We start from the raw sequence: 4,491 nt of genomic DNA, 5'->3' as shown, positions 1-4,491 counted from the left end.
TGTCTGACCAGGTGCAGAGCATTAATGGCGAAATTGATTTGTTAAAAGATTTGAAAAAATCAATACAACGTTTAGAGATACAAAATGATTATTTAAAACGCGAAAATGCAGAATATCGACGGAAGTTTTCGAAAATTACGGATACCTGGTATGGAAAACTAGCATTAAAAGCATATCGTTTGCTGAAAAAAATCAGATCGATACTTTAATGTGGAGGGTTGAGAGAAAAAGATGGATTATCATGTTTTAGATAAAACCATTCAACTTTTGGAAGAACGTAGAGATTATATTTGCGGATTATTAAAAAAAGGTAATTATAAGGTTGCCGAGGCCAAAGAAGCTACAGATAAAAAGTTTCCATTGAGGGCGACCAGCTTAAAGGCTTTGCGGATAGCATGCATTATGGATCGCTTCAGTTACGACAGTTATAAACCGGAATGTCAATTGAAGCAGCTGACACCTGAACATTGGCAACAGCAAATAGAGGAATTTTTACCCGACCTTTTATTTATAGAATCCGCCTGGCAGGGACAGGACAACCTTTGGTATCGAAAAGTCGATCGAGGAAGCAAGGAGATTTTTGAACTGGCGAGTTATTGTCAGCAAAAGGAGATCCCAATCGTATTCTGGAATAAAGAGGATCCGGTTTATACAGACAGCTTTATGACCACTGCCCGTATGGCCGACGTAATTTTTACAACAGATATCGATTGCATTGAAAAATATAAAGCCGAGCTGCATCATGATCGGGTTTATCATCTCCATTTTGCCGCACAACCTAAAATTCATAATCCAATTGAAAAATTTGAACGCAAGGATAAGTTTTGCTTTGCAGGCGCATATTATCACCGCTATAAAAAGCGTGCAGAGGTATTTGACCGGTTTTCAGATGTATTTATCCGTACACATGGCTTTGATATATTTGACCGCAATTATCAAAGCGCATTGCCGGAACACGCCTTTCCGGAGAAATATAATCCATATATACTGGGTAAGTTAGACCCCAGCGAAATCGATATTGCGTATAAAGGGTATCGATATGGTGTCAACATGAATTCGATCCAACAGTCCCAGACCATGTTTGCACGCCGCGCCTTTGAGATGATGGCATCAAATACTGTAACTGTGGGTAATTATTCACGCGGAATCAAAAACTATTTTGGTGATCTTACGATCAGTACAGATGATGCTGAAACCTTGGAGAAAACACTGTCCTCTTATTGTGAAGATGATGTTATAGCAAAAAAATACCGCCTTTTGGGGCTCAGAAAGGTACTGTCCGAACACCTGTATGAAGATAGGCTTGATTATATCGTACAAAAGGTATTTGGAAAAAGCTTGCTTCAGGCTCAGCCGGCAATCAACGTGTTGGCATATTGCAATACAACAGAACAGGCTGAACGTGTACGCTGGATGTTTGAACGTCAGAAATATAAAAATTGCCGACTGACTTTAATTGGACAGATCGCAGGTGAGGAAACTGATAGAATACACTTATTAAATCAACAGCAGGCTGAGGAGACGTTGTGTGGGAACCTTGAGACGGACTACTACGCCTGTATGGATCCAAATGACTATTACGGTGAATATTATTTAACAGACTTGGCGCTGACGTTACGCTATGGACAATACGACGGCGTTGGGAAAGTACGCTATGCTGTAATGCAGGAAAGTGAGATTCTTTGGAAAGACGGAGGAACCCCCTACACGAATACCACTGAATTAAGTGCCGCACAATCAATTCTTTCGCGTGCGCTGCTGGCCGAAAAGACATTGGCACAGGTAAGCAAGGGCGGGCAATTTGAGGGCGAGCATTTGTTTGGAATTGATGAGTTCCAATATTGCCAGAATTGTCAGAATGAAAGTTGTGCTGAGGTTGATGATCTCAAAATATCAGATCAGGGATTATCTTTGCGCGATATAGAGAAAGCAGCAGAAAATATTAAATCTCAGGAGACGGTTCCTGGACTGGTGATTTCTGCTGATGAGATTATCAAACAAAGCAATCCGCCTTCTGAAATTCATTACCAAATAAATGGACATCTGCTGGATATCGAAAGTGAACTGCCACAACAGGAATTTCGATATGTCATGATGAATAAGCGATATGAAATCCAGCCCCATTTGATTAATGGAAAACTGCCGGTACGTTTCCGACTTTCTGGGTCTTTGGAAACGATCTGTACCTGTATTTTTTACGATATCAAGGGACGGAAACTCAGCCCTGCCTATCCAAGGCCAAATACACGGGTGGAGTTGGAAGTCCCTCCACAGGCACATTATGCAGCATTTGGGCTGCGTTTGCGTGGAAAGGGGAAAGGTGTTATACAGGACATCAGCGCGGGCGAGATAGCCGCAGGAGATGGACAATCGGTTCTGTTGACACGCTCAGACGTACTGGTGGTAACCAATCACTATCCGCAGCAAGATCAATTGTATCGAAATATGTTTGTCCATAAACGTATGCTTTGCTATAAACAGGCTGGTCATGCCTTTGATGTTATGCGTGTCAATCTATATGCAAATCCAGGATACCGTGAATTTGATGGAATCAATGTGATGGAAGGCCATGCAGAGCAGCTTGCGTTAGCCCTGGAAAAAGGTAAGATCCATACAGTTTGTGTTCATTTTTTGGATGAAACAATGTGGGGAGTACTTAAGCACTATTTAGAAAACATTAAATTAATAGTGTGGGCACATGGGGCAGAGCTCCAGCCTTGGTGGCGTCGGGAATATAATTTCATGACAGAGAAGGAACTGGAAGAGGGAAAAGCCGCTTCTGTCGTCCGACAGGCGTTTTGGAAAGAAGTATTTGAAACAGCAAAACAGAAGAACTCGATCCATTTTGTTTTTGTCTCACAGTATTTTGCAGATGAAGTTATGGAAGACAATAATATCACTTTGAGGCCTGAACAGTATTCTGTTATTCATAACTGCATTGATACGGATATGTTTCAGTATATCCCCAAAACAGCGGAGCAGAGGAAGAAAATTTTGTCCATCAAACCCTATGCCAGTAGGAAATATGCAAATGATATAACAATGAATGCGATTGTGGCGCTCTCAAAAGTCCCCTGCTTCAAAGATATGGAATTTAGCTTGTATGGAAGCGGTATCCAGTTTGAAGAAGATACGGCGGCGCTGAGAAAATATAAAAATGTTCATCTGCATGAGCAGTTTTTGACCCAAGACAAAATTGCCGAACTGCATAAAGAGTATGGGGTCTTTATTGCAACGACCAGATGGGATTCACACGGAGTTTCGAGGGACGAGGCAATGTCCTCCGGCTTAGTACCCATTGCCAATAATGTATCGGCGATTCCGGAATTTGTGGATGAGAGTTGTGGGGTTCTGGTTCCGGGCGAAGATCCGCAAGCAGTGGCGGATGCTATCAAACGGCTGTATGAGGATCCGAAACTGTTCCTGCGCTTATCTGAGAGTGCGGCTAAACGTGTACGATCTCAGACTTCAAAACCGTATACCATAGATCGCGAGTTGCAATTGATATTAGATTCATAATGAAATCCTTGTATTTATAAAAGTCAAGCTTGCAGGCTGAATTTTATGGAGGAAGAACTGTGCAGCAACAGAAAATAGACATTAATATATTTGGAAGTTGCGTTAGCCGGGACATGTTGGAGTTTGATCATAAAAAACATTTTAATCTGCTGCAATATTTTGCCCGGCAATCTATTTTTTCGTCTGTTGCAACGCCTGTAGGTATTGATCCCCAGCAACTTCAAATCTCATCTAATTTTCAAAAACAAATGGTGCTGCATGATTTCCGTAAGGACGTATTTGAAATATTAGGTAGCCAGCCAGGGGAAGTATTGTTGCTTGACCTAATTGATGAACGCTATCCGTTGGCAAAAATTGGTGATTCAGTGGTGACTTACTCCAACGAATTGGCAGTAAGTGGATATTTAAAGCAGCCGTTGCTGCTGGATAAGCGAAAATTCTATAAATGGGAACTCGCGCCTCCGTTTTTTCTGCATAGGGTGCCGGACTGGAAGATGGGGCGCGAGTCCATCATTCGAAAGTTGCAAACATTTTGTTTCCAATTAAAAAAAGTTTACCGTGCAGATCAAATCATTTTGCATGAAGTCTATTTTTCGAATCGGTATTTGGATGAAAACGGAATAAGCAGGAGCTTTCCCATTTATCATCTGTGGAACAATGATAGAAAAAATGAGATGTTTTCTTATCTTTATAAAACAATAGTAGACACTTTACCAGGGATTCAACGGATCGCAATTTCTGAAAATTTTCAAGCGGATGCCGGTCATAAATGGGGCCTTGCGCCAATGCATTTTCAGAAGCAATATTACGAGGCTGTAATGAAGCAATTATATGCCTTGCTTCATTTGGACATTGGTGAAGTGTAATCTTATGGTGATGGAAGTGATGGATATGTATGCAAGTATTTGTTCCAGTGAGCTGGAACAAAAACAAGGACATAATTTTGTTAGATTTAGAGTGTTACCCCCCCCC

The 4,491-nt window shown here is 41.3% G+C and carries 3 protein-coding genes; all 3 read left to right on the top strand.

The window, feature by feature from the left end; translation table 11 throughout:
• On the top strand, positions 1–209 hold a 209-nt coding region (locus tag FMM72_RS17055), incomplete at its 5' end, for a hypothetical protein (protein ID WP_207710372.1).
• 22 nt (positions 210–231) lie between these two features.
• Positions 232–3,519, top strand: coding sequence for a glycosyltransferase family protein (locus FMM72_RS16795; protein WP_162222096.1), 3,288 nt, complete (start codon positions 232–234; stop codon positions 3,517–3,519).
• 59 nt (positions 3,520–3,578) lie between these two features.
• On the top strand, positions 3,579–4,385 hold the full coding sequence (locus FMM72_RS16790; RefSeq protein ID WP_162222095.1) for a DUF6270 domain-containing protein: 807 nt from the start codon (positions 3,579–3,581) through the stop codon (positions 4,383–4,385).
• Positions 4,386–4,491: the final 106 nt, after the last annotated feature.

Source organism: Anaerotruncus colihominis (genome assembly GCF_010206195.1).
GTDB classification, from domain to species: domain Bacteria; phylum Bacillota; class Clostridia; order Oscillospirales; family Ruminococcaceae; genus Anaerotruncus; species Anaerotruncus colihominis_A.
The sequence above is the reverse complement of the archived record's forward strand: the minus strand, read 5'-3'. Positions and strand labels throughout refer to the sequence as shown.